This window comes from Burkholderia sp. AU16482, from assembly GCF_002223285.1.
Classification (GTDB): Bacteria; Pseudomonadota; Gammaproteobacteria; order Burkholderiales; family Burkholderiaceae; genus Burkholderia; species Burkholderia semiarida.
In genome coordinates this window covers 1,169,936-1,194,161 of record NZ_NKEY01000006.1, presented here as the reverse complement: position 1 = coordinate 1,194,161, position 24,226 = coordinate 1,169,936, and the positions used below count along the sequence as shown (strand labels likewise).

The window sequence follows — 24,226 nt, the reverse complement described above, 5'->3', positions numbered from 1 at the left end:
CCGGCACCTCGTTTCGAGCGGGGGTGTCTATCGCGATTCGAACAGGATGTTTGTGTACGCAACTGATTCAGGGTTTGCCTGAGTAGCGAAAACGCTGATTCGCACGGCGTGTGTTCGCGTTGTTCGTTTGCCCAAGCGGCAGGTTGAAATTGCCGCTCGTGCGAAACCCTTGCAGGGCGGTCGTCACACGCGTTTCGTCCCCAAAGTGTGTGCGACGACGCCGTAAAAAGAACCTGCCTGCAACGCGCATGCCGGCGCGCCGGCGCAGCGGGTTTCTTGCTGCAACGCAACGCCCGCCCAATAACGGCGATGGTATGCTGGCCGACATGGAGTTGTATGGCAGGTTGCTTGCATGGCGAAACTCGCGTTCGCACGCTTATATACGAGACATCACCTTCTCTCGCCCGCATCGCGGCATCGACGCGCGCTCCGCTCGCGCGTCCCGTTCTGCTGCGCGCTGCCGCTTCCTGCGCTCCGCACGCATTCCCATCTCGCGGGTTCACCCCGCATCCCCCATCCCCCGCCCAATAATCTGGAGACATCCCCATGTCGCAAAACACTTTGGCCGAAGCAACGCATGGCCCGCTGATCGCTCCGCCGGCCTTCGTCAAGCATCGCGAGCTGATCGACTGGGTATCGCGCATCGCGGCGCTCACGGAGCCCGAGCGCGTCGTGTGGTGTGACGGTTCGCAGGAAGAATACGACGCGCTGTGCCAGGCGATGGTCGACCAGGGCACGCTCACGCGCCTGAACCCGGCGAAGCGCCCGAACTCGTATCTCGCGCAATCCGATCCGTCTGACGTCGCGCGCGTGGAGGATCGCACGTTCATCTGCGCGGCTTCGCGCGACGACGTCGGTCCGACCAACAACTGGATCGATCCGGCCGAAATGCGCGAGACGCTCAACGGTCTGTTCCGCGGCGCGATGCGCGGCCGCACGCTGTACGTCGTGCCGTTCTCGATGGGCCCGCTCGGCTCGCCGATCGCGCACGTCGGCGTCGAGTTGTCCGACAGCCCGTACGTCGCGGTGAACATGCGGATCATGACGCGCATGGGGCGCGACGTGTACGACGTGCTCGGCGAGGACGGCGATTTCGTGCCATGCGTGCACAGCGTCGGCCATCCGCTCGAAGCCGGCCAGCAGGACGTGCCGTGGCCGTGCAATCCGGTGAAGTACATCGTGCACTTTCCCGAAACGCGCGAGATCTGGAGCTTCGGCTCGGGCTACGGCGGCAATGCGCTGCTCGGCAAGAAGTGCTTCGCACTGCGCATCGCGTCGACGATGGGCCGCGATCAGGGCTGGCTCGCGGAACACATGCTGATCCTCGGCGTGACGTCGCCGGCCGGCAAGAAGTATCACGTCGCGGCCGCGTTCCCGTCCGCGTGCGGCAAGACCAACTTCGCGATGCTGATCCCGCCGCAGGGCTTCGACGGCTGGAAGGTCACGACGATCGGCGACGACATCGCGTGGCTGAAGCCGGGCCGCGACGGCCGCCTGTATGCGATCAACCCGGAAGCCGGTTTCTTCGGCGTGGCGCCGGGTACCGGCGTGAAGACCAACCCGAACGCAATCGCCACGCTGAAGGAAAACGTGATCTTCACGAACGTCGCGCTGACGGAAGACGGCGACGTGTGGTGGGAAGGGCTGACCGACACGCCGCCCGCGAAGCTGACCGACTGGCAGGGCAATCCGTGGACGCCCGAGATTGGCAAGGAAACCGGCCGCAAGGCCGCGCATCCGAATTCGCGCTTCACCGCGCCGGCCGCCCAGTGCCCGTCGATCGACGACGACTGGGAAAACCCGGCCGGCGTGCCGATCGACGCGTTCATCTTCGGCGGCCGCCGCTCGACGACGGTGCCGCTCGTCACGGAAGCGCGCGACTGGGTCGAAGGCGTGTACATGGCCGCGACGATGGGCTCCGAGACGACCGCGGCAGCCGTTGGCGAGCAGGGCGTCGTGCGCCGCGATCCGTTCGCGATGCTGCCGTTCTGCGGCTACAACGTCAGCGATTATTTCGCGCACTGGCTCAAACTCGGCCGGCAGCTCGAAGCCGCCGGCGCGACGCTGCCGAAGATCTATTGCGTGAACTGGTTCCGCAAGGATGCGAACGGCAAGTTCGTGTGGCCGGGCTTCGGCGAGAACATGCGCGTGCTGAAGTGGATGCTCGATCGTCTCGAAGGCACCGGCGGCGGCGGCGAGCATGCGTTCGGCGTGTCGCCTGCGTATGAGGACCTGCACTGGGACGGCCTCGATTTCACGCGCGATCAGTTCGATGCGGTGACGTCGATGAACGCCGACGAATGGCGCGAGGAGCTGAAGCTGCACGCGGCGCTGTTCGACATGCTGAAGCTGCGCTTGCCCGCCGAGATGACCGACACGATGAAGAAGATCGAGCAGCGTATCGGCGGCTGACGAGCGGCATCGACGTCACCGCTCTGGAAGCGCCATGAACGCCCCGGGCCACCGTCGCGTGGCCCGGGGCGTCGTCGTTTCACGCGGTCGACCGGTTGTCAGCCGAGATCGAGCGCGTTCGTCAGATCGCCCGGCGGCGTCGCGCCGCGCGCGGCGAACGCGTTGTCGCGACGGACCACGCCGTCGAGCGGCGCGAGGCCGTGCACGCGGCTGATGAAGCGCAGGATCGAGTTCGTGTCGTACAGCGTGTGATCGACGAAGCCCTTTTTCGCGAACGGCGAGATCACGAGCGCCGGGATCCGTGAGCCGGGGCCCCAGCGATCGCCGACCGGCGGCGCGACGTGATCCCACCAGCCGCCGTTCTCGTCGTGCGTCATCACGATCACGGTGTGTTCCCATTGCGGCCCGCGCCGGATATGGTCGATCACGGTCGCGATGTGTCGGTCGCCCGATTCGATGTCCGCATAGCCCGCGTGCATGTTCAGGTTGCCCTGCGGCTTGTAGAACGTGACGGCCGGCAGGCGCCCCGCGTCGATGTCGGCGATGAAGTGGTTGGTCGACGGTTCGTCGCCGAGCCCCGCGTCGCGCAAATGCTTGCGGCGGGCTTCGGTGCCGGGCGCGTAGTTCGCGAAGTAGTTGAACGGCTGGTGGTGATACTGGAAGTCGGGCACCGTGCCCGTGTCGCGATGATCGAGCGCGTACTGCCACGCGCCGCTGTACCACGCCCAGTCGATGTTCTTCTCCGACAGGCGGTCGCCGATCGTCGCGTAGCCCTGCGGCGGCATCACGCGATGGTCGGCCGGATCCGCATACGCGGCGTTGCCCGGATCGGGCGGCGGCACGTAGCTCGGCTGGTACGGCGGCGCCATCGTGTTCACGCCGTACCCGTCCGGCGTCAGCGGGCCGTCGACCGCGAACTTCGGCGGGCCGTCGAGCGCGGACGCGGGCGAATCGTCGGCGAGCTTCAGGCGCGTGCCGGCCGGATCGTCGCCTTCGACCTTCGACAACAGCTTCGCCGCATGCGGATGCTTGTGCGCGTCCGGATACAGCGGCGGCTGCGCGGAGATCAGGAACATGTGGTTCATCCACGAGCCGCCGAAGGCCGCCATGAAGAAGTTGTCGCACAGCGTGTATTGCCGTGCGAGATTCCACAGCCGCAGCGTGTCGGCGGAATTGCGGTAATGGCCCATCACGAGGCCGCCCGAATCGGCCCACGCGGCGAACTGGTTGTTGCGGCCGCCCGCGATCTGCATCTGGTTCTGGTAGAAGCGATGCCACAGGTCGCGCGTGATCACGCCGTTCGGCAGCGGCTTGCCCTGCGCGTCTGAAATCCGGAACGGCGCGTTCGGCAGCTTGTCGATGTCACGCTCCGCGATCGCGTAGCGCGTGCCGTCCACTTCCTGCGCCTGCGGCACGAGCCCGCCCCAGATCTTCGGCAGCACCGGCAGCGGCGTCTTGCCGTCGCGATCGAGTTGCTGCGCGTGCTCGGGGCGCACTTCGCTCAGCGGGTAGCGCACGCCGGGGAAATCGCCGTACAGGTTCGCGAAGCTGCGGTTTTCCGCATAGATCACGACGATGTGGCGCACGCGCTGGCGCAACGCTTCGTCGATGCGCAGGTCGGCGGCCGAACGCGGCGCGTTGCCCGCGGTGGTTTCGCAGCCGGAGAGCGCGACACCGGCGCCGATCGCGGCGAGGCCGCCGAGCACACGGCGGCGGTCGGGATCGGCGGGAAGGTCGTCGGGGCGATCGGGGGTGTCGTTCACGTCGTGGGCTCCTCGGATGGGCGGGTGGGTGTTGTCGTTCGATGCGCGCCGGCATCGCGCGGACTGCCGCGACGCAGGGCGAAAAAATGCAACGGCCGGCATCGTGCGAGGCGGCGCACTGCGGCTGTCACGAAAATGTCATGCACGCGACTATAACGCGGCAAGGGGGCGGATGAAAGCCGTTCGTCTGACGATTCGACGCTCGCGCGGCGAGCGATGCGCGACGTCCGTGCGCGAACTAGACTTGAACCAGGGGCGGTGCGTCGCGGCGTGCCGCCCGGGCGAGGACCGCCCGGCGACGCCGGCCGATGGGGTTGCCGAGGCGGGATCGATGCGACGAACGACGCGACACAGCGAGGCGACGATGGCGCGGATGCATGCCGTTTTCGCATGGCTGCCGCGGCCGCATACCGGATGCGCGCACGTGCCGGCGTGAGCGCACGCCGCGCAGCAGGCAGGGCCGGCCCGATGCCATGGACAGGAAATTCGACTACCCGGGATTGCTGATCGCGGCGGGCTTCTTCGTGCTGTTCGCCGCGCAGTTGCTGATGCTGCGCCCGACCTCGGCGCCGATTGCATACAGCGATTTCCACCGGCTCGTCGCGGCGCGGCTCGTCGACGATCTCGAGGTCGGCCCGGCGTCGATCTCGGGCACGCTGAAGATGCCGCAGGCCGGCACGATCCTGCCTGCGTCCGACGCCGCGGTCGTGCGGCAGGCCGGCGCGCCGTGGCGCTTCACGACCAGCCGCGTGACCGACGAGCACCTGATCGACACGCTGACCGCCGCCGGCATCCGCTATCACGGCACGCCCGACACCGGCTGGCTCACATCGCTCGCGTCGTGGCTGCTGCCGCTGATGCTGCTCGTGTTCGTATGGAACATGATGCTGCGCAAGCGCGGCGGGCTGCAGGACTTCACCGGCATGGGCAAGAGCCGCGCGCGCGTGTACGTGCAGCAGGAAACCGGCATCACGTTCGACGACATCGCCGGCATCGACGAAGCGAAGGCCGAACTGCAGCAGCTCGTCGCGTTCCTGCGCAACCCCGATCGCTACCAGCGGCTCGGCGGCAAGATTCCGAAAGGCGTGCTCGTCGTCGGCGCGCCGGGTACGGGCAAGACGCTGCTCGCGCGCGCGGTGGCGGGCGAGGCGGCCGTGCCGTTCTTCTCGATCAGCGGCTCGGCGTTCGTCGAGATGTTCGTCGGCGTGGGCGCCGCGCGCGTGCGCGACCTGTTCGAGCAGGCACAGCAGAAGGCGCCGTGCATCGTGTTCGTCGACGAGCTCGATGCGCTCGGCAAGGTGCGCGGCGTCGGCCCGATGTCGGGCAACGACGAACGCGAACAGACGCTCAACCAGTTGCTGGTCGAGATGGACGGTTTCCAGGCCGGCTCCGGCGTGATCATCATGGCCGCGACGAACCGGCCCGAGATCCTCGATCCTGCACTGCTGAGGCCGGGGCGTTTCGATCGCCACATCGCGATCGACCGGCCGGACGTGAACGGCCGCCGCCAGATCCTCGGCGTGCACGTGAAGCGCGTGAAGCTCGCGGCCGACGTCGATCTCGGCGAGCTCGCGTCGCGCACGCCGGGCTTCGTCGGCGCCGATCTCGCGAACGTCGTCAACGAGGCCGCGCTGCATGCGGCCGAACTCGGCAAGCCGGCAGTCGGCATGGCCGACTTCGACGAGGCGATCGACCGCGCGCTGACGGGCCTCGAGCGCAAGAGCCGCGTGATGAACGAGCAGGAGAAGCTGACCATCGCGTATCACGAAGCCGGCCACGCGCTCGTCGCGGAAAGCCGCGCGCATTGCGACCCGGTGAAGAAGGTGTCGATCATTCCGCGCGGCGTCGCCGCACTCGGCTACACGCAGCAGGTGCCGACCGAGGATCGCTACGTCCTGCGCCGCAGCGAGCTGCTCGACCGGATCGACGCGCTGCTCGGCGGGCGCGTGGCGGAAGAACTCGTGTTCGGCGATGTGTCGACCGGCGCGCAGAACGACCTCGAACGCGCGACCGCGATGGCGCGGCACATGGTCATGCAGTATGGAATGAGCGAGAAGATCGGGCTCGCGACGTTCGACGACGGCGACGCGCGCCAGGGGCTGCCCTGCGCATGGCATGCGGGCGACGGCCGCTGCAGCGAGCACACCGCGCGGATGATCGACGACGAGGTGCGCACGCTGCTGGCCGATGCGCATGCGCGGGTCGCGGCGACGCTCGGCGAACGTCGCGACGCGCTCGAACGCATCGCGCGACGGCTACTGCAATGCGAGGTGCTCGAACGCGATGTGCTGCAGGCGCTGATCGACGGGCGCATCGAACCGTCGTCGGCCACGCCGGTATTACCCGGCGACGAAACGAGCGCGCGCGGCGGTGCGATCGAAACGGAGCAGGCGTCGGCGGTCGAGCGCGATTTCGTCGCGTACGGCCGGCCGCACGAAACCGATCGATGAAGCCGTCGCGCGTTTTCTTTCCGGTCTTTCCCGCCACGGAGCCGCCGCCATGAGCGACGCGCACGTATCGGTCGAGAGGTATCGTGCTCGCTTGCACGACGACGGGGAGGCGAGTGCGCGTCGGCGCGTCAGGATTCGGTCGCGGCCGCGACTTCGGCCGCTTCGGTGAGCGCTTCGAGAAAGCGCGTGCGCCACCAGTGCACGTCGGTCTTGCGCATGATCGCCATCAGCGCCGCGTGACGCTGGCGGCGCTCTTCGAGCGGCATCGTGAGCGCGCGCTGGATCGCCTGCGCGGTGCCTTGCGTGTCGTACGGATTGACGAGCAGCGCCGACTTCAGTTGCTCGGCCGCACCCGCGAAACGCGACAGCACGAGCACGCCCGGGTCGGCCGCGTCCTGCGCCGCGAGGAACTCTTTCGCGACGAGATTCATCCCGTCGCGCAGCGGCGTGACGAGCGCGACCCGGCTCGCGCGGTAAAGGCCCGGCAGGCGCTTGCGCGCGACGGTGCGGTGAATGTAGCGCATCGGCATCCATTCGAGCTCGCCGTAGTCGCCGTTGATCGCGCCGCACAGGCTGTCCATCTCGCGCCGCAGGTCGTCGTACGCGCCGAGATCCTCGCGGCTCGGCGCGGCGATCTGGATCAGCGTCGCGCGGTCGCGGTTCTCCGGATACTGTTCGAGCAGCTCGCGGAATGCATGCACGCGCTGCGGCAGCCCTTTCGTGTAATCGAGCCGGTCGACGCCGACCAGCAACTGGCGCCGCGAATATTCGTCGCGCATGCGTTCGAACATGTCGAGGCCGTCGCGATCGCGCGCGAGCGACTCGAATTCGTCGACGTTGATGCCGATCGGGAACGCGCCGGCCGACAGCGTGCGGCCGAATGCCCGCAGCCGTCCGTCCGGCAGCCGCGCCGCGCCGGCTTCCGCCTCGACGTAATGCTCGAAGTGGAGCAGATCCGATTCGGTCTGGAAGCCGACGAGGTCGTACGCGAACAGCGAGCGCATCAGCCATTCGTGTTCCGGGATCGCGGCCATGATCGGCGGCGGCGGCATCGGAATGTGCAGGAAGAAGCCGATCGGATTCGTGCAGCCCATCGCGCGCAGCTCGGCGGCGAGCGGAATCAGCTGATAGTCGTGCACCCAGATCACGTCGTCGGGCCGCAGCAGCGTGCGCAGCTTGCGCGCGAACAACTGGTTCACGCGTCGGTAGCCGTCGGCGAAGCGCCGGTCGAACTGCGCGAGATCGAGCCGGTAGTGAAACACCGGCCACAGCACGTTGTTCGAGTATCCGAGGTAGTAAGCGTCGTAGTCCTGCGGATCGAGATCGACCGTCGCGAGCTGAATGCCGCCGACGTTCTGGACCTGCACGTCGTCGCCATGCGTGGGCTGATCGTCGCCGCCGCGTAGCCTGCCGCTCCAGCCGAACCAGACGCCGCCGGTTTCCTGCAGGCTGTCCTTCACGGCGACGGCGAGGCCGCCGGCCGCGGCTTTACGAGGGTCCGCGATGCGATTGGATACGACGACGAGTCGGCTCACCAGCTCTCCTGACGATTGTTGGGGGAAGGTTCGTGCGGCCAAGGCGCGAGAGGCAGACGCCGCCGTCGGCGCGCGGTGCGCATACGACGGGGCCGCATGGCGATCGGACGGGAGTCAGGGCACGCGATTCGCCGCCCGGTCGAAAAGTGCTTTTTTTAGGATACTCGTCATTCGTGCGTTTTAAAAGTCCGTGTCGACGGACGGGGCGGGCGCCTGCCGCGCGGTATCCATGGCAGCGATACGGTAACGGGCGATGCCCGAGCGGGACCGAAACTTGCGCCGCACGGCGAACGCAGTGTGCGCAAGCCTCCGCGGCGCGTACCGGCCGACGACGCCGCGCTGCCGCGCCGCGTTCCGCTGCGTCGTCTCGTCCATCTGCGCGATCGTGAGATTCCCCTCGAAGCGCGTCGTGTTCGCCCGCGGCGGGCGCCGCGGGCCGTACGAAGGTCAGAACGTGGTGCGCAGTCCGGCCATCACGCTGCGGCCGCCTTGCGGGGCGAAGCCGCGCACGACCGACGTCGCGTAGCGAATCTCCTGGTTCGTCAGGTTGTCGCCGCGCAGGTACGCGAGCCAGTGCGTAGGCCCGACGCGGAACTTGTACGTCAGCATCACGCCGAGCGACGTGTAGCCGTCGGTGGAGAAGTCGTTGTCGGGCACGCGATGCTGCGACCACGCGTGCGTGACTTGCGCACGCGCGCCGAACGGGCCGTAGCCGTAGTCGGCTGCCAGCGTCGCGCGCAGCGGCGCGATGCGCGGCAGCGGCTGGCCCGTATCGACGTTGCGCGCGTGCGTGTAGTCGGCCGTCAGTTCGAGATCGACCGTATGGCCGCGTCGCGCGAATGCACGCCACTTGCCGTCCAGCTCGATGCCGTAGAACTCGGCGCGCACGCCGCGATAGATCGCCTCGTTGAACGAGCCGTCGGTGCCGGGCGCGACCGGTTCGCCGTCGTCGTCCACCACGCGGCCGGTGTTGTATTCGGTCAGATAGTTCGAGAAGCGGTTGTAGAACACGCCGACGCTGCCGCGGTTCGGCCCGCTCGCATAGCGCAGCGACAGGTCGGTCGACACGGCCTTTTCCTTCGACGCGTTCGGGTTGCCGATCAGGAACTGGCCGGTCGCATCGTGCGGGCCGTTCGAATACAGCTCGTAGAACGTCGGCGCGCGTTCGGTGTACGCGACGTTCGCCGCGACCGACCATACGGGCGTCAGCGAGAACAGCGCGCCGGCCGACAGGCTGCCCGCGTTGAAGTCGCGCGGCTGCGCGAGCGCGAATTTCTCCACGCCGGCCGGATCGGGACCGACCTTCACGTGCTCGAAGCGGCCGCCGAAGCTCAACTTCAGCGCCGGAACGACCTGCCATTCCTCGAGGCCGAACAGCGCGACGCTGTTGGTGCGCGTGGACGGCACGAGCATTTCGTCGCCCAGCGCCGAGAACGTGTTCTGGCCGAACTGCACGCCGATCGCGCCTTCGAACGGCCCGATCTTGCGATGGCGCGCCTCGATGCGCGCCTCGTAGCCGCGATTGCGGAAGGTGGTCGCGGTCTCGCCGTTGTCGACCTCCTTGTGGCGATAGTCGGTGTAGGCGAAATCGAATTTCAGCTTCGTGAACGGCCCGCTCAGGTTGCGCACCTCGGATGCGAGCGCGAGGCGTTCCTGGCGCATCCGCAGCCGCACGTCGCTCTCCGCGACGGAGCCGTAGTTCGATTCGTAGCCGCTGTACGACAGGCCCGCGAAACCGTCCGCCCACGTGTACGACGCGCCGACCGCACCGCCGTGCACGCGGCCGTCGCTGTTCGGCACGTTGCCTTCCGGCTGCGGCGTGTCGGGGCCGTCGATCGCGCGTTGCTGGCTGCTGCGTGCGTAGCCGGGAATCCGCAGCTTGCTCGTTTCGCGATCGAATGCGTCGACGTGGAACGCGAAGCGGCCGTTGCCGCCTTCGACCTGCGCGGCGCCGGCGCGCACGGAATTCGCGCCGCCATAGCGCGCGTCGAGCGCGCCGGTCACGCCCTGGATCGCCTCGCGCGGAATCCGGTTGTCGATCGTGTTGACCACGCCGCCCACCGCATTGCCGCCGTACAGCAGCGCGGCCGGGCCGCGCACGATCTCGACGCGCTCGATCGACAGCGGATCCTGCGGCACCGCGTGGTCGTACGACAGCGACGACGCGTCATACGCCGCGACGCCGTTCTGCAGCAGCCGGATCCGGTCGCCGTCCATCCCGCGGATGATCGGACGGCCGACCATCGGCCCGTAGGTGGTGGTCGACACGCCGGGCAGTCCGTCGAGTGTTTCGCCGAGCGAATCGGCCTGGCGGCGCGTCAGCGCATCGCCGGAAAGCTGGACGGTCGGTGCGATCGGTTCGGCGTCGCCGAGCGGGTTCGCCGTCACGAAGATCGGCGCGAGCGGCGACGATGAGGCGGCTGGCGTGCCGGGTGCGGCGGGCGCATCGGTCTGCGCGTGGGCGACGGCGGCGAACAGCATCAGCGACAGGGACGAGAGCGGGCGAAGCGGTAAGCGAGGGAGGTCGCGCATGGTCGGTGAATCGGTTGGAATCGGGATCGGATAACGAGCGATACGGGTCACGGATAGATACGATATATTGTTGCGTCAGTGACGCGCAGTGACCCGTGGGAACATGGCTCGGCGACGCGCGGCCACCTGGCTGGAACGGTGTCAGGGGGACGAGCACGCGAAATGATATGTTATATCATGTCAAATTCCAAGCTGGATGACGGGATCTCGTCGGCTTTCCGTTGGAACGGTGAAAGCGCGGCGGGAGCGGCGGGCGGCGTGCAACCGCCGGCTCGCGCTTGCGCGTCAAACGACGCCGATCGTGGCGAAGCCGCGTCGACCGCTGCATCCGTTCCAATGCGTTGACGCGTATCAACGCGCTCCGATTCCGAAACCGGATACTGGGTCGCTCATCGACCAGACAGGAGCAACGCATGACCCAGACCATGAAAGCGGCCGTGGTACACGCGTTCGGCGAGCCGTTGCGTATCGAGGAGGTGCCGGTCCCGACGCCGGGGCCCGGCCAGATTCTCGTCAACATCAAGGCGTCGGGCGTCTGCCATACCGATCTGCACGCGGCCGACGGCGACTGGCCCGTCAAGCCGTCGCTGCCGTTCATCCCCGGCCACGAAGGCGTGGGGATCGTCGCGGCGGTCGGCGCGGGTGTCACGCACGTGCGCGAGGGCGATCGCGTCGGCGTGCCGTGGCTCTACACGGCCTGCGGCCATTGCGAGTACTGCTGCACGGGCTCGGAAACGCTGTGCCATGGCCAGCAGAACACCGGCTATTCGGTGAACGGCAGCTACGCCGAATACGTGCTGGCCGATCCCGATTACGTCGGCCAGTTGCCCGCGCAGGTGGCGTTCGACGAGATCGCGCCGATCCTGTGCGCGGGCGTCACGGTCTACAAGGGCATTCGCGTCACCGATACGCGCCCGGGCCAGTGGCTCGCGATCTCCGGCATCGGCGGCCTCGGGCACGTGGCCGTGCAGTATGCGCGTGCGATGGGCCTGCACGTCGCCGCGATCGACATTTCACCCGACAAGCTCGCGCTGGCGCGGCAACTGGGTGCGCATCTGACGATCGATGCGTCGGTCGACGATCCCGCGAAAGTGATCCAGAAGGAAATCGGCGGCGCGCACGGCGTGCTGGTCACGGCCGTGTCGCGCGGCGCGTTCGCGCAGGCGCTCGGGATGGTCCGGCGCGGCGGTACGGTGGCGCTCAACGGGCTGCCGCCCGGCGATTTCCCGCTGCCGATCTTCTCGACCGTGCTGAACGGCATCACCGTGCGCGGGTCGATCGTCGGTACGCGCCGCGATCTGCAGGAGTCGCTCGATTTCGCGGCGGACGGCCTGGTGCGCGCGCATATCCATCGCGATCGGCTCGGCAACATCAACGACGTGTTCGCGAAGCTCCGGGAAGGGAAGGTCGACGGGCGCATCGTGCTCACCGACATGCATTGATGCCCGCGCACGCCGCCGTGCGACGCATCGCGTCGCGGCGGCGTGACGGTCATCCGCGCATCACGGCGCGAAGAACACGTCGGTGCGGTTCGTCAGGTTGCCCGCGCTCGTCTGCACGAAGAACGGATGGAACGACGACGGCATGACGTCGAGCCCCTGGTAGTCGCCGATGAAGAACCCGCCGGCGTTGGGCGCGAGCTTCATGTCGAACGGGCCGCCGACGCGCCGCTCGTCGGCGAACGTGGCGCCGCCGTCGTGCGAGATCTTGCGCCAGAAGCCGGTCGGCAGCGTCGTCGTGTTGCCGGCCTGCAGGTCGCGGAAGTCGTAGTGCGTGACCATCACCGCACCCGTGTTGTCGACGCGCACCGACGGATTGAACGCGGGGCGCCCGGTCGGCGTGTTCACCTGTCGCGGGGCGCTCCACGTCGCGCCGCCATCCTTCGACGTCGATATCGCGATCTCGTCGTACGTGCCGCCATTGAAGCGGCTGTCCTGCCACACGACGTAGAGCTGGCCCGATGCCGGGTCGATCGCGGGTTCCGGAATGATGTCGCCGGTGCGCACGGGTTCGCCGGTGTTCGGATCCGTGACGCCGACCGTCTGCAGCCCCGCGATGATCCGCGGCTTGGTCCACGTCGCGCCGTCGTCGGTCGACTTGACGAACGCGACCTTGCCGGCCGCCTTGCCGAACGGCGGCTGGATCAGGTCGAAGAAATCGTAGAGCGTGCCGCTCTTCGGATCGACGACGATCTGGTTGCCGATCGTCTGCTGGCGCGACGGCACGTTGACGATGACCTTCGCGGCGCTCCACGTCTTGCCGCCGTCGGTCGTCTTCGAGAACAGCGTGGGCCCGCGGTACGCCTGCGTGTGCAGGTTCGCGTACGGGTTGCCGTTCGGCAGTTCGAGACGGTCCCATACCGCGTATGCGGTGCCGGCCTTCACCGGGTTGGCCGTCACCGATTCCTTGTCGTTGAAGAACTGCGTCGTCGGCTCGTCGTTCGCGATCAGCACGGCCGGGCTGCTCCACGTCTGTCCGCCGTCGGTCGACACCGATGCGCCCACCGCGTTGCCGTTGTTCGACTGGTTGAACGAGATCGACACCGAGTACGCGGTGCCGTCCGGCCCGAACGAGACCCATGGATCGGACGCGCGTTCGTACTTGAGCCCGCCCGGCGCGCAGGCGCTGAACGGTTGCGGCGTGCGCGCCCAGGTCGCGCCGGCGTCGAACGTATAGCCGGCGACGAGCCCGTGGGCGCCGCCGTTCGACCAGCGGTCCTGCTGCCACACGCCGATCATGTTGTTCGGGTTCGCCGGATTGACCGCGAGCCACGGTTCGACTTCTGCATTCACGTAGTTGGTGCCCGGGCCGCCGATGGTGCACGCGGCGAACGGGCTCGGCCCGGACACGACGACGGGCTCGGCGTGCGCCGCGGCGGCGGCGGCCAGCGCCATCGCGGCGGACAGGCGGGTAACAAGCGGATGGGACACGATCATGCGTCGCATGGACGACTCCTCGGTGAGGTGCGGAGGCGATGGCGGGGCACGACGAGACGACGCGAACCGGTGCGGCCGGTCGTGCCGCACGCGTCGTTACGTGCCGTTCAGCATGCCGTTTCAGCCATCGCGATCCGCGTGCGCTGGATGCCGCCAGCGCTTCGGTCAAGACTCCTCTTCGTTTTCCTTGCTTGTCGGCTGTGTCTGCGATGTCGACCCGTCGGGAAAGCCAGTCCGGGCATGCGACGAATGTCTCGAAGTGGATTGCAATGTAGGCGATTCGAATGTCGCGCGACAGGCGGTTTTTTGTAACAGGACGTAGCCGGAAACCGTTGCCGGAAGCGGGCGTCCGGCACGCAAGATTTGCCGTTGCGGCGGCATGAAAATCGAATCGAAAACGCGAATCGCAATCGGTTGCGATCGATGCCGGCACGAGCCGGTCGCGCGCGCGTGAAGCGCCGTTCAGCGCTCCGCCGGAAACCGCTCCTGCAATGCGTGCAGCCAGCGGGCGACGACGTCGAGTTCGTCATCGGAAAACCCGTCGCAGAGCTTACCGTTGAGTTCGCGCAGCAGCACGCGCGCACGCTTGAGGGCCGCGTGGCCTGCGTCGGTCAGGTACAGCCGCGTCGCCCGGCCGTCGTCCGAATCGGCATGGCGCGTGATGAGGCCGGCCTTCGCCATCCGGTCGGCGAGCCCTGTCATCGCGGATGGCGCGAGCTGCAGCGCGGCGCCGACTTCGCCGATCAGCGCGCCGTCCTGCTTCGCGAGGCAGAACAGCGCGCCGGCCTGCGCGGCGCTCGCGCGCGTGTCGGTTTCGGCCTTGCGGTCGATCCAGCGCTGCACGCGCCGCTGGCCGATGTTCAACAGGAAAAACAGTCGTCGGTCTTCGCTCAAGCTGGGTTCCCGGCTGCAATGGAAAGGGAGGGGCGGCCCGCGGTGCGCGGCGTGTCGAGCGCCTGCGCGAGCCAGTCGGCGACGTCGGGCCACAGCACCGCGCCGGGCCGCCTCCGAAAGAAGCCCATGTGCCCGACCGGGCCGCTGCCCGCCGCGCGCGGATCGATCTGGCGGCGTTCGACCTTCGCGCGGGTCAGATAGCTTACCAGCAGGCCGATCGCGGCCGGATTCGCCCACGGATCGTCGTCGAAGCCGAGCGCGAGGATCGGCAAGCGCTGCTTCGAGAAGCGCTCGGCCGCGCCGAGCGTCGGATCGTCGAAGAAGTAGTGCGGCAGCGTCGTCCAGCGGCTCCATTCGCGGAACACGCCGGCCGGCAGATCCTCGCCGAGCCCGAGCCGCCTGCCGGGCACGTAGCCGAGCAGTGCGGACGTCAGCGGGCCGAGCACGCGCAGGATCAGCCGCACCTTCAGGCGTTCGGCCGCCGGCGCGATCAGCCGCGTGCTGCCCGCGTGCGCGGCGACCAGCACGGCCGCGCGCAGATGCGGCGTCGCGCCGGACAGCCCGATCGCATGCCCGCCGACGCTATGGCCGACCGCCAGCAGCGGCAGCCCTTCATACGTGTGCCGGGCCCAGGCGGTCGCGGCGCCGACGTCGAGCTCCATCCAGTCGCGCATGCGGGCCTGCAGCGCGCCCAGACGCGCGGGCCGCGATGCGCCGATGCCGCGATAGTCGTAGGTCAGCGCCGCGAAACCGCGCTCCGTCAGGAAGCGCGCGAAGCCTGCATACAGCCGCTCGGGCACGGCCGTCGCCGGATGGATCAGCACCAGCGCGCGCGGCGGTGCATGCGGCGACCACAGCGTGCCGTGCAGCACATAGCCGTCGGCGGCGGAAAACTCGATGGGTCGGGCGGTCATGGCGTCCTCGTTCGGGCAGTTGTTTCGTATGCGAAATATAGTGCGGGATTTATTTCGTGCGCGAAATATCCATCGAGGAATCATTCGAACTTCACGTGGCGGCGGTGGTGCGGCGAGCCCCGGGCATGCACGCGTAATTCATAAAATATTTGCATCTTTACATAGAAGAATATTGCGTTTGTGTCATGAAACGGATCGACGTATCTTCACCGGTTCCATCCGTTGCGCCGGCGGTTTCGCACGGCGGACCATAGGGCGTCGCCGTCGCAAGGCCGCCCGCCAACCTTCCGGGAGATCATGTTGCCGAGCCGAATCGTCACGGCGCTCTTGCTGGCGCTCGCCGCGCAGCCGGGCATCGCCAAAGACACCGTCACGCTGCGCGTGGGTGAACAGAACTACTTCAACATCCAGGCGTCGATGGAAGCATCCGGCGTGCTGAAGGACCTGCCTTACACGATCGAGTGGAAGCACTTCCAGGCCGCCGCGCCGGTGGCCGAAAGCCTGAACGGCAACGCAATCGACCTCGGCTTCCTCGGCGATTCCGCGCTGCTCACGCTGGCCGCGCGCGGCGCGCCGGTCAAGGTCGTCGCGGTATCGCGGCAGAGCCTCGACGGCGTCGCGATCCTCGTGCCGAAGCACTCGCCGGTGCGGACCGTGGCCGACCTGCAGGGCAAGACCATCGCGGTATGGCGCGGCGCCTGGAGCCAGCAGCTCGTGCTGCGCGCGCTCGAACATGCGGGCCTGCGCGCCGATTCGGTGAAGTACGCGTACCTGATGCCGATCGACGCGACCAACGCGCTCGCGAACGGTTCGGTCGACGCGGTGTCGCTGTGGGAGCCGTTCGTCAGCACGCTCGCATTGCGGCAAGGCGCGCGCCCCGTGGCCACCGCGCAAGGGCTGATGCCGGCGCTGAGCTTCGTCGCCGCGAACGAGCAGGCCGCGTCGGGCAAGCGCGCCGAGATCACCGATTTCCTGCGGCGCGTGGTGGTGGCGCGCCAGTGGGTCGACACTCATCCGCGCGAGTACGCGGACCTGTGGGCGAAACGCGCGAAGCTCGAACCCGACGTCGCGTATCGCTGGCTCGACAACGCGAAACAGCGCGTCGGCCCGGTCGACGAAACGGCCGCGAAGGATGCGCAGAACACGGCCGATTTCCTGTACAAGGCCGGCGTGATTCCGGCCGCGTACGACACGTCGAAGCTGCTCGACCGCTCGTATGCGGGCGCGTTCGCCGCGCCCGCGCAAAAGACGGCCGCCGCGCAGTGACCGGGCGGCCCGCGTCACGATTGCAGCGATTCCTGATCGACATACCCAAGGACATCCCGACATGCCAGTCGACATCATCGGCATGATCACCGCGACACCCGGCGCGGAGGTCGACGTACCGGGCGGCGCGGCCGTCCAGCCCGACTACGTGCGCCGCTTCGCGCGGGCGCACGAGGCCGCTGGTTTCGACCAGATCCTGATCGGCCATTTCAGCAACGCGGCGGACGGCTTCATCGTCGCGTCGTTCGCGGCCGCCGCGACCGAACGCATCCGCCTGCTGCTCGCGCACCGGCCGGGCGTGATCGTGCCGTCGGCCGCCGCGCGGCAGATAGCGACGCTCGACGTGTTCAGCGGTGGAAGGCTCGCGCTGAACGTGGTGTCGGGCGGCGACGATGCGGACCTGCAGCGCGACGGCGATTTCGTGCCGCACGATGCGCGCTACCGCCGCACCGGCGAATATCTCGACGTGCTGAAACGGATCTGGCTGGCCGATGCGCCGGTCGATCACGACGGCCCGTTCTATCGGCTGCGCGGTGCGTCGCCGGTCGTGAAGGGCGCGCAACGACCGCATGTGCCGATCTATTTCGGCGGCTCGTCGCCGGCTGCGCTCGCGGTCGCGGGCGAGCATGCGGATGTCTACATGACGTGGGGCGAGCCGCTCGACGCGGTGCGCGAGCAGATCGCGCGCGTGCGGGCCGCCGCCGCGCCGTTCGGGCGTGTGCCGCGCATCAGCGTGTCGTTCCGGCCGATCGTCGCCGATACCGAGGCGGCCGCGTGGGAGAAAGCGGAGGCGACCCGCGAGCGCGTGCGTGCGGCGCGGCTCGCGAACGGCCAGCCGATCGACGGCCACGCGCCGCAGAATGCGGGCTCGCAGCGGCTGATGGCGGCCGCCGCGCAGGGCGACGTGCTCGACGAGCGGCTGTGGATGGGTGTCGCGAACCTGACCGGCGCACGCTGGAATTCGACCGCGCTGGTCGGCACGCCGAAACAGGTTGCGCGAGCGCTGGGCGCGTATTACCGGCTCGGCGTCTCGACGTTCCTGATTCGCGGTTTCGATCCGCTCGACGATGCGCTGGCCTACGGGCGCGACCTGATCCCGGCGATTCACGCGCACATTGCGGAACTCGATCGCTCTCGGTCCGCGGTGCCCGCGTAGGGGAACGACAAGTCAATCGAATCGCCCCGGTATGTCCGTGACGACATGCCGGAGCGATGGTTTTGAACGAAACGCTCAGAACGACGGCAACCCCGGCGGATTGGTCTCCGCCCGCGCGATCGCCTCGCTCTGCAAACCCCAGCGCGCGAGCGCCTGCCCGTAGCGGCCGTTGCCGATCAGCGCGTTGGTCGCGAGCGTGAGCGCGGGCGCGAGCCCGCTGCCGCGACGCGTCGCGATCGCGACGTCCGCATTCGCCGGCCAGCCCGCATTGACGACGCCGACGCGGCGGATCTTGCCCGTGCGCGCGGCCTCGTACGCGAGCGATGCGTTCGGGTTCAGCTCCGCATCGGCCCGGCCCGACAGCAGCGCGACGCGCGCGGTCGCATCGTCGTCGAAATAGAGCAGCTCGGCCGGCTTCAACCCCTGCGCGACGTTGCGCTTGCTCCATTCGAGCAGGATGCGCTCCTGGCTCGTGCCGGCGCCGGTGATGATGCGCAAACCCGCGACGTCCTTCGGCTCCGCGATCTTCGCGATGGGGCTGCCGGTGCGCACGTAGAAGCCGTGCAGCCCGAGCCGGTAGGTCGTGAAATCGTATTTCTCCTTGCGCTTCTCGGTCACGCCGACGTTCGAGATCACCGCATCGTATTTGCCGGACGTCAGCCCGAGCGGCCAGTCGGCCCACGCGATCGGCACCAGCACGAGCGTGCGGCCGAGTGTGTCCGCGACCAATTGCGCATAGTCGGGATCGGCGCCGACCACGGTGCGGGCGTCGGTCGCATAGGTCGACACGGGCGGCGCGTGCGGTGAAATCGCGACCGTGAACGCGCCGTCGCGCACCCAGCGGTAGCCGCTGGCCGCGCGGATGGCCGCGTCGTCGGGGCCGGCGCGCAGGCGGCCGGCCTGGCGCGGGTCGAGGTCGGCAGTGGCGGCCGCCGCGCGCGCCGCATGCCACGGCAGGCCCGATGCCGCGGCCAGCGCGGCCACGATGAACTGGCGTCGATCGGTCATCGTGCGGCACCTCGCGAGTCGGGAGCGGCGCGCATCACAGCACCCGCGACAGGAACGCGCGGGTGCGCGCATGCGCCGGCGCGTCGAGCACGACGGCGGGCGGCCCGGCCTCGACGATGCGCCCGCGCTCCATGAACAGCACGTGGTCCGCGACTTCGCGCGCGAAGCCGATCTCGTGCGTGACGATCACGAGCGTCGTGCCCGAGCGCGCGAGTTCCTTGATCACGTCGAGCACTTCGTTGACGAGTTCGGGATCGAGCGCCGACGTCGGCTCGTCGAACAGCAGCACCTTCGGACGCAACGCAAGCGCCCGCGCGATCGCGACGCGTTGCTGCTGGCCGCCGGACAACTGGCGCGGGTACGCGTCGGCCTTGTCCGCGAGGCCGACCCGTGCGAGCAGCGTACGCGCGGTGTGCTCGGCCGCATCGCGCGTCACGCCGGTGACGGCGACCGGCGCTTCGATCAGGTTCTCGAGCACCGTCAGGTGCGGGAACAGGTTGAAGTTCTGGAACACCATGCCGACGGCCGTGCGCCGCTTCAGCACGTCGCGCTCCTTCAGCTCGTGCAGCACGTCGCCGTCGCGGCGATAGCCGATCAGTTCGCCGTCGATGTCGATGAAACCGTCGTCGACGCGTTCGAGATGGTTGATCGTGCGCAGCAGCGTCGATTTGCCGGAGCCCGACGGCCCGACGATCACGGTCACGCTGCCGCGCGGCGCGACGAACGACACGTTGTCGAGCACGCGCTGCATGCCGAACTGCTTCGACACGCCATGCACGGCCACTTCGCCGCCGGTGCGCGAGACGGCCGCAGCGGTATCGGCATGCGTGCCGGCATTGCTGTGTGCACGAGCGATCGAGGCCGCGCGGCGCGACGCGACACGCCGCCACAGCCCGCCGACGCGCGCGAGCGCGAACGTGACCACCGACGGCGGCGGATTGCGCAGCGCGCCGCGTGCATAGTGCCGCTCGACCTGCACCTGGATCGCGGACAGCACGGTCAGGATGATCAGGTACCAGACGGTCGCGACCATCAGCAGCGGAATCACTTCGAGGTTGCGGCGATAGATCACCTGCACCGTGTAGAACAGCTCGGGCATCGCGAGCACGTACACCATCGACGTGCCTTTCGCGAGCGTGATCAGGTCGTTGAACGCGGTCGGCAGGATCGCGCGCATCGCCTGCGGCAGCACGATCCGCGAGGTCTGGCGGCCGCGCGGCAGACCGAGCGCGGCGGCGGCTTCGAGCTGGCCCTGGTCGACCGCGAGAATGCCGCCGCGGATCACTTCCGCGGAAAACGCCGCGTGGTTCAGCGTGAGGCCGAGCACGGCCGCGAGGAACGGGCTGATCAGGTCGGTCGTCGGCGTGTCGAACCACACGATGTCGGTGAACGGCACACCGAGCCGCACGTGCTCGTACAGGTAGCCGAGGTTGTTCAGGATCAGCAGCAGCACGATCAGCGGAATCGAGCGGAACAGCCACACGAAGGTCCACGCGCTGGCGGACAGCAGGCGCGAACGCGACAGCCGCGCCAGCGCGACGAACGCGCCGAGCACGAAGCCGAACACCGCGCCGAGCAGCGTCAGCACCAGCGTGCGCGCGAGCCCCGACAGCACCGGCGGCGACAGGAACCATTCGGCGAACACCGGCCAGCCCCATTGCGGGTTGCCGAGGATCGAATGCAGCGTGATCGCGATCAGCGCGAGCGCGAGCACGGTGCCGGCCGTGCGCGACCGGTGGCGCGCGGGCACGATCCGCAAACGCGTGCCGGGCCCGCGTGCGCCGGGGGAAGAGAGCGGCGGCAGCGCGCCGCCGAGGTGGGTCGTGTCGCTCATGTCGTTGGCATCCTCGAATCGGTCGATCGGCGGGCGCGCCGCGCACGGGCGGCGCGGCGCGTCAGGCGTGCGCTACGGCGGCCGTTTCCTGGGCGGCGGCGCCGGGCGTCGCGTAGCGGCTCGCCTTGCGCGGCAGGCCGAGGTGGTCGCGCAGCGTGGCGCCGGGCAGGTCGCGGCTGTAGCGGCCGCGCGCCTCGAGCACCGGGATCACGAGCTCGATGAAATCGTCGACACCCTGCGCCTGCACCGGAAAGCCGAGGATGAAGCCGTCGCCCGCGCCTGCGTCGTGCCAGCGGATCAGCTCGTCGGCAACGTGCTCGGCCGTGCCGATGAAGTTCGGGCGCGGCGTCGCGACCGCGAGCGCCGTCTCGCGCAGCGACAGGCCCTTGCGCTTCGCATCGGCCTTGATCCGGTCGGTGGTCGAGCGGAAGCTGTTGCGGCCGAGCTCGCCGAGTTCCGGGAACGGCGCGTCGAGCGCGTACTGCGTGAAATCGTGGTGATCGAAATAGCGGCCGAGGTACGCGAGCGCCTCGTCGATCGTCAGCAGGTCGCGGATCGCCTGGTATTTGTCCTCCGCTTCGGCGGCCGTGCGGCCGACGATCGGCCCGACGCCGGGGAATATCTTCACGTCGTCGGCCTGCCGCCCGTGCTCGATCGCGCTCTGTTTCACGCGCCGCGTGAACGCGGCCGTTTCCTCGATCGACGGGGAATGCGTGAACACGGCATCCGCGTATTTGCCCGCGAGGCCGATGCCGGTATCGGACGAGCCGGCCTGGAATATCACCGGCTGCCCCTGCGGCGAGCGCTGGATGTTCAGCGGGCCCGTGACCTGGAAGAAGCGGCCGTGATGATCGAGCGTATGCAGCTTGTCGCGATCGAAGAAGCGGCCGGTCGCGCGGTCGCGCACGAAAGCATCGTCGTCCCAACTGTCCCACAGCCCCTGCACGACCTCGAGGTATTCGTCGGCGATCTCGTAGCGCAGCTCGTGATCCGGGTGCGCCTTGCCGTAATTCTTCGCGGTGCCTTCGAGCGGCGTCGTCACGACGTTCCAGCCCGCGCGCCCGCCGCTGATCGCGTCGAGCGACGCGAGCTGGCGCGCGACTGTGAACGGCTCGCTGTACGACGTCGAGATCGTGCCCGCGAGCCCGATTTTCTTCGTCGCGACCGCGAGCGCCGACAGCACGGTCAGCGGCTCGAAGCGGTTCAGGAAGTGCGGGATCGACTTCTCGTTGATGTAGAGGCCGTCCGCGACGAACGCGAACGCGATGCCGGCGGCTTCCGCCTTGCGTGCGACGCCGATCGCGAAGTCGAGGTTGATGCTGGCATCCGGCGGGTTGCTCGGATGCCGCCATGCGTTCATGTGGCTGCCTGCGCCTTGCAGCATCAGGCCGAAGGGGATCGATCGTCGGGTCGTCATGATGGGAGCGTCATGCGTTCTGGTCGGGGGAGAGGGAGCGGCCGGCGCTGAGGGCCGCGTGCAACGGGGTGGTGGACAGCGCGCCGCCCAGCCATTCGACCGACGCGAGCCGCGCCGCGTAGTCGGTGACCGGCGAATCGATCACGAACGCATCGACGTCGAGCCGCCGGCTCAATGCGTCGAGCGCGCGGTGGATGCGCTCGGGCGTATCGGCGAGTACCGTCGGGCGCAACTCGTCGATCCGGTAGTCGGACGCGCCGCTTTGCCGCGCGAATTCCGCAGCCGCCTGTGCACTGGCGAGGTTGAAGCTCTGGCCGCCCGCGAACTGCAGCTTGAAAATCTTCAGCGGCCCGATCAGTTGCTCGGCCTCGTCGCGCGTCGGCGCGGCGACCGCGTACAGCGCGACGAGCGGCTTCTCGCCGCCCGCGCCGCGGTACGCGTCGAGCGAGCGTTCGAGATTCGCGTCGTCGCCGTTGAAATGGCCCGCGTAGCAGAAACGCCAGCCGTTGCGCGCGGCGAGCGCACCGCTGTCCGGCGAGCCGCCGAGCAGGATGCGTTCGGGCAGCTGCGGCGGCGCCGGCATCGCCACCGCGCCGGCGAGCGGATGATCTTCGGCCACGCCCCAGCCGAGGAACGCGTCGAGCTCCGCGAGCTGCCCCGCGAAATCGGGCTTGCGCGCCTTGTCGTGGAACCACTGCAGCGCGCGCGTGGTCAGCGGCAGCCCGCCGGGCGCCTTGCCGATGCCGAGATCGACGCGGCCCGGCGCGAGTGCGGCCAGCAGCTTGAATGTCTCGGCCACCTTGAACGGGCTGTAGTGCTGCAGCATCACGCCGCCGGAGCCGATACGGATGCGCGACGTGTGCGCGAGCAGGTGCGCGACGACGATCTCCGGCGCCGAGCTGGCGAAACCCGGCGTGCCGTGATGCTCGGCGACCCAGAAGCGCGCGTAGCCGAGCTGTTCCGCGCGTTGCGCGAGCGTCGTGGTGAAGCGCAGCGCATCGGCGGCGGTCGCGCCGTCGGCAATCGGACTCTTGTCCAGCAGCGAAAGCGAATAAGACATGGTGAGCGACGTTCCTGCGTGAGCGTGGATGGACGGTTGCGGGCGCGCGGCGCTCAGCTCTTCGGCAGCCCGGGCGGATTCGTGCGCGACTGGTCGATCGCTTCGGATGCGAGGTTCCAGCGATCGAGCACCTGCCGGTAGCGGCCGCTTTTGATCAGCCCGTTCAGCGCGACGGTCAGCGGATCGGCGAGGCCGCTGCCGCGGCGCGTCGCGATCGCGATGTCGGCCGTGCGCGGCCAGCCGCCGCTGATCGCACCGACGAGCCGCGTCTTGCCTTGCTGCGCGCTTTGATACGCGAGCACCGAATTCACGCTGAACACCGCGTCGGCGCGGCCCGACTGCACGGCGACGATGCGCATCGCCTGGTCGTCGTAGTACTGGATCTGCACCGGTTTCAGCCCGTGCGCGACGTTTTCGCGGTCCCACGCGAGCAGAATCTTTTCCTGATTGGTGCCGGCATCGGTCACGATGCGCAGCCCGGCGACGTCCTTCGGCTCGCGGATCTGCTGGATCTTGCTGTCGTTGCGCACGTAGAAGCCGACCTGATCCTTGCGATAGGTCGAGAAATCGAACTTCTGCTTGCGCTCCTCGGTGACGGTCACGTTCGAGATCACCGCGTCGACTTTCCCCGATTCGAGCGCCAGCGGCCAGTCGGCCCATGCGAGCGCGACGATTTTCAGCTTGCGGCCGAGGCTGTCGGACACGAGCTGGCCAATATCGGCGTCGAAGCCGACCACCGTGCGCGCGTCGGTCGCATAGGAGCTGATCGGCGGCAGGCTCGGCGCGATGCCGATCGTCAGCGCGCCGGGCTCGGCGAACTTGAACGACGCGGGCACCGCGCGCTCGACTGCCGCATCGGCTGTGCCACGCGGACGGCCGCGCTGCTCGGGGCTCAGGTCGAACGTCGCGGCGGCGGCCGTGGCGGCGGCGAAGGCGGTCAGGCCGATCAGCGCGGCGGCCAGTGTGTGCGCGGCACGGGAGGAAAGCGATACGGCTCGATGCATGAAAGCGTCCTGTCGTGGAAGCGTGGAAGGCGGAATGGGCGAGGT

At 68.6% G+C, this 24,226-nt stretch carries 17 protein-coding genes; 5 read left to right on the top strand and 12 right to left on the bottom strand.

Features of this window, described 5'->3' with window-relative positions:
* The first annotated feature begins 546 nt into the window (after positions 1 to 546).
* On the top strand, positions 547 to 2,412 hold the full coding sequence (locus CFB35_RS22710; protein WP_059574352.1) for a phosphoenolpyruvate carboxykinase (GTP): 1,866 nt from the start codon (positions 547 to 549) through the stop codon (positions 2,410 to 2,412).
* Positions 2,413 to 2,510: 98 nt separating this feature from the next.
* Here the strand turns inward: CFB35_RS22710 and CFB35_RS22705 are convergent, their stop codons facing one another.
* Positions 2,511 to 4,175: an acid phosphatase gene (locus tag CFB35_RS22705; RefSeq protein WP_059574353.1), complete on the bottom strand. Its 1,665-nt coding sequence runs from the start codon at positions 4,173 to 4,175 to the stop codon at positions 2,511 to 2,513.
* Positions 4,176 to 4,648: 473 nt separating this feature from the next.
* Here CFB35_RS22705 and ftsH point away from each other — a divergent pair, with 473 nt between their 5' ends.
* Entirely contained in the window at positions 4,649 to 6,625 is a 1,977-nt protein-coding gene (ftsH, locus tag CFB35_RS22695) for an ATP-dependent zinc metalloprotease FtsH (RefSeq protein ID WP_059574354.1), read from the top strand.
* Positions 6,626 to 6,753: 128 nt separating this feature from the next.
* On the opposite strand, the gene otsA is transcribed toward ftsH, so the two are convergent.
* The 3 genes from otsA to CFB35_RS22680 form a co-directional block, all read right to left on the bottom strand.
* Positions 6,754 to 8,160: an alpha,alpha-trehalose-phosphate synthase (UDP-forming) gene (gene otsA / locus CFB35_RS22690; protein WP_059574355.1), complete on the bottom strand. Its 1,407-nt coding sequence runs from the start codon at positions 8,158 to 8,160 to the stop codon at positions 6,754 to 6,756.
* A 180-nt stretch (positions 8,161 to 8,340) separates the two neighbouring features.
* Positions 8,341 to 8,535 carry a hypothetical protein gene (locus CFB35_RS22685; protein WP_059574356.1) on the bottom strand — a complete coding sequence of 65 codons (195 nt, stop codon included), beginning with the start codon at positions 8,533 to 8,535 and terminating at the stop codon, positions 8,341 to 8,343.
* Between the two features lie 72 nt (positions 8,536 to 8,607).
* A complete protein-coding gene (locus CFB35_RS22680) occupies positions 8,608 to 10,692 on the bottom strand; it encodes a TonB-dependent receptor (RefSeq protein ID WP_226094344.1) in 2,085 nt (694 codons plus the stop codon).
* A gap of 413 nt (positions 10,693 to 11,105) precedes the next feature.
* Here CFB35_RS22680 and adhP point away from each other — a divergent pair, with 413 nt between their 5' ends.
* Positions 11,106 to 12,134 carry an alcohol dehydrogenase AdhP gene (gene adhP / locus CFB35_RS22675; RefSeq protein ID WP_089465583.1) on the top strand — a complete coding sequence of 343 codons (1,029 nt, stop codon included), beginning with the start codon at positions 11,106 to 11,108 and terminating at the stop codon, positions 12,132 to 12,134.
* A gap of 60 nt (positions 12,135 to 12,194) precedes the next feature.
* Here the strand turns inward: adhP and CFB35_RS22670 are convergent, their stop codons facing one another.
* The 3 genes from CFB35_RS22670 to CFB35_RS22660 form a co-directional block, all read right to left on the bottom strand.
* Positions 12,195 to 13,637 (bottom strand): sialidase family protein, encoded by a 1,443-nt coding sequence (locus tag CFB35_RS22670; protein WP_059574359.1) that lies wholly within the window; start codon positions 13,635 to 13,637, stop codon positions 12,195 to 12,197.
* A gap of 453 nt (positions 13,638 to 14,090) precedes the next feature.
* The gene (locus CFB35_RS22665; protein ID WP_059574360.1) at positions 14,091 to 14,522 is read right to left on the bottom strand and encodes a MarR family winged helix-turn-helix transcriptional regulator; all 432 of its coding nucleotides are present in this window, start codon (positions 14,520 to 14,522) and stop codon (positions 14,091 to 14,093) included.
* Positions 14,519 to 15,436 (bottom strand): serine aminopeptidase domain-containing protein, encoded by a 918-nt coding sequence (locus CFB35_RS22660; protein ID WP_059574361.1) that lies wholly within the window; start codon positions 15,434 to 15,436, stop codon positions 14,519 to 14,521. Before CFB35_RS22660 ends, CFB35_RS22665 begins: the two co-directional genes overlap by 4 nt.
* 297 nt (positions 15,437 to 15,733) lie before the next feature.
* Between CFB35_RS22660 and CFB35_RS22655 the strand changes: the two genes are divergently transcribed.
* Both CFB35_RS22655 and CFB35_RS22650 read left to right on the top strand, forming a co-directional pair.
* A complete protein-coding gene (locus CFB35_RS22655) occupies positions 15,734 to 16,702 on the top strand; it encodes an ABC transporter substrate-binding protein (RefSeq protein ID WP_059574362.1) in 969 nt (322 codons plus the stop codon).
* 61 nt (positions 16,703 to 16,763) lie between these two features.
* Positions 16,764 to 17,858 carry an LLM class flavin-dependent oxidoreductase gene (locus CFB35_RS22650; protein ID WP_059574363.1) on the top strand — a complete coding sequence of 365 codons (1,095 nt, stop codon included), beginning with the start codon at positions 16,764 to 16,766 and terminating at the stop codon, positions 17,856 to 17,858.
* A gap of 75 nt (positions 17,859 to 17,933) precedes the next feature.
* Here the strand turns inward: CFB35_RS22650 and CFB35_RS22645 are convergent, their stop codons facing one another.
* The 5 genes from CFB35_RS22645 to CFB35_RS22625 all read right to left on the bottom strand — a co-directional run bounded on the left by CFB35_RS22645 (position 17,934) and on the right by CFB35_RS22625 (position 24,181).
* Entirely contained in the window at positions 17,934 to 18,866 is a 933-nt protein-coding gene (locus tag CFB35_RS22645; protein WP_059574364.1) for an ABC transporter substrate-binding protein, read from the bottom strand.
* A 34-nt stretch (positions 18,867 to 18,900) separates the two neighbouring features.
* The gene (locus tag CFB35_RS22640) at positions 18,901 to 20,700 is read right to left on the bottom strand and encodes an amino acid ABC transporter permease/ATP-binding protein (RefSeq protein ID WP_081066521.1); all 1,800 of its coding nucleotides are present in this window, start codon (positions 20,698 to 20,700) and stop codon (positions 18,901 to 18,903) included.
* A gap of 61 nt (positions 20,701 to 20,761) precedes the next feature.
* Positions 20,762 to 22,117, bottom strand: coding sequence for an LLM class flavin-dependent oxidoreductase (locus tag CFB35_RS22635; RefSeq protein ID WP_059574365.1), 1,356 nt, complete (start codon positions 22,115 to 22,117; stop codon positions 20,762 to 20,764).
* A 10-nt stretch (positions 22,118 to 22,127) separates the two neighbouring features.
* On the bottom strand, positions 22,128 to 23,177 hold the full coding sequence (locus CFB35_RS22630; RefSeq protein WP_059574366.1) for an LLM class flavin-dependent oxidoreductase: 1,050 nt from the start codon (positions 23,175 to 23,177) through the stop codon (positions 22,128 to 22,130).
* Positions 23,178 to 23,230: 53 nt separating this feature from the next.
* Positions 23,231 to 24,181: an ABC transporter substrate-binding protein gene (locus CFB35_RS22625; protein ID WP_059574367.1), complete on the bottom strand. Its 951-nt coding sequence runs from the start codon at positions 24,179 to 24,181 to the stop codon at positions 23,231 to 23,233.
* Between the last annotated feature and the right edge of the window lie 45 nt (positions 24,182 to 24,226).